The 1,559-nt window shown below is 47.0% G+C and carries 1 protein-coding gene; it reads right to left on the bottom strand.

All coding sequences use genetic code 11. The features are described 5' to 3' along the window. Positions 1-85: 85 nt before the first annotated feature. Positions 86-1,446, bottom strand: a protein-coding gene (locus tag ACTJKB_RS30820) for an IS1182 family transposase (protein WP_440838032.1) whose coding sequence is annotated in 2 segments (ribosomal slippage) — positions 86-876 and positions 876-1,446 — 1,362 coding nt in all. Because the reading frame shifts where the segments join, the coding sequence is not laid out codon by codon here. Positions 1,447-1,559 lie beyond the last annotated feature (113 nt).

Here is a 1,559-nt window from a genome sequence, read left to right as displayed (position 1 = left end):
CAGATTGTCGAGAAACCCAGGTCATTTTTACGACCTTGGGTTTCTTTTTACGTTCAGGCAGAAGTACAATCGGAAAACGAGGGGATTACCTCCGTTTTTCCAGGCGATCCAGGTGGATCGCCATCTTCTTCATGTTCTGCACGGCTGCCGTCATCAGTGCTTGTTCCCTGACGTTTGGAAGTCCGCGCAAACGGCAGTAGCGAAACCCATGGAGCTCTTTAGCATCCGCGAAGCTTCGCTCAATCGTCTCTTTTCGTTTGCGGTATAACTTTTTGCCGGACTTACTTAGCCGGTTATTCCGCACCCATTCCTTGCTGTCCTCCCAGACATGCCGCGTCACTACCTTTCGGTGGTTTCGGGACTGCGTGCATTGACCCAGCAGCGGACAACTTTTGCACTGTTCGGGATTGGAAGCATACTGCCGGTAGCCCTTTCGGTCGGTGGTTCGGTAATTCAATTCGTGACTCGCTGGACAAATATACAGATTTCGCTCGGCATCAAAGGTAAACTTCCACTTTGGAAACAATCCTTGCTTGGGATGAAATCTTCGGTGAGCGATCACCGCAAAAATCTTTCGGCTTTGTAGTCCTCGGCAAATGGGCGTCGTTAAATAACCCGAATCTAGCGCAACGGCTTCAACCTTAAATTCAAATCGTTCTTGCTGACGATCTAAACGCGACAAATAGGGCACGGAGTCATGGACATTTCCGGGTGTAACATGCACATCAGTTATGAGATTGTATTTCGTATCCACCGTTCGGTGGTCCAGATAAAAGAAGCCCTCGGGTTTGCCGTCGCGAATCATATATCCGCTATCGGGATCGGTCTTGCTCACTTTTATTTCCTTTTCTTCATTCACTTCCTCTCTAGGTTTTAGGGCTTTTTTCCATGCACCTTCCGGTCCTCGGTCACAGCGGCGTTGAGCTCGTCCACATAGTCCTTTGTATTTTGCAAAACCATTTGTTTAGTGTACTGGTGCTTATTCGCATTGGCTTTGACGTGAGTCGAATCCGTAACAAGGACACGTCCGCCGACCATTCGGTGTGAAATGGCTTGGAGAACAATCTCATCGAAAATATCCTGGAAGATATTCGTATCTTTAAACCGGGTCCGCCGGTTCCAGCTAATGGTCGTATGGTCTGGAACCTTGTCCGTCAACCCCAGCCCTAAAAACCAGCGGTAGGCCAAATTGGTTTGGATCTCCCGCTCCAATTGACGTTCGGAACGAATACCGTAAAAGTATCCAAGAAAAATCATCTTAAACAAGATCACCGGATCGATGGCTGGACGACCATTATCTGCGCAGTACAGGGGTCGAACTTTCTCATCGATAAATGAAAAATCAATATACTTATCTATTTTGCGGAGCAAGTGATCTCCGGGGACCAAATCTTCGATGGAAACAAACTCATAGGATTGTTGTTTTTCTCGGTTGGGACGCAACATTCAACACACCATCCGTTCTATAAATAGTTACCTATATTATACAACATTAACGCGGTGTCGTCTTAAATTTAGTACACATAAATAAGGCTGTCGAGACTTTCTCGACAGCCTGA

It is taken from the genome of Paenibacillus sp. 22594 (assembly GCF_052044425.1).
In the GTDB taxonomy this organism is placed as follows: domain Bacteria; phylum Bacillota; class Bacilli; order Paenibacillales; family Paenibacillaceae; genus Paenibacillus_AQ.
Note: the sequence above shows the minus strand (reverse complement) of the source record. Positions and strands in the feature narration are given on the sequence as shown.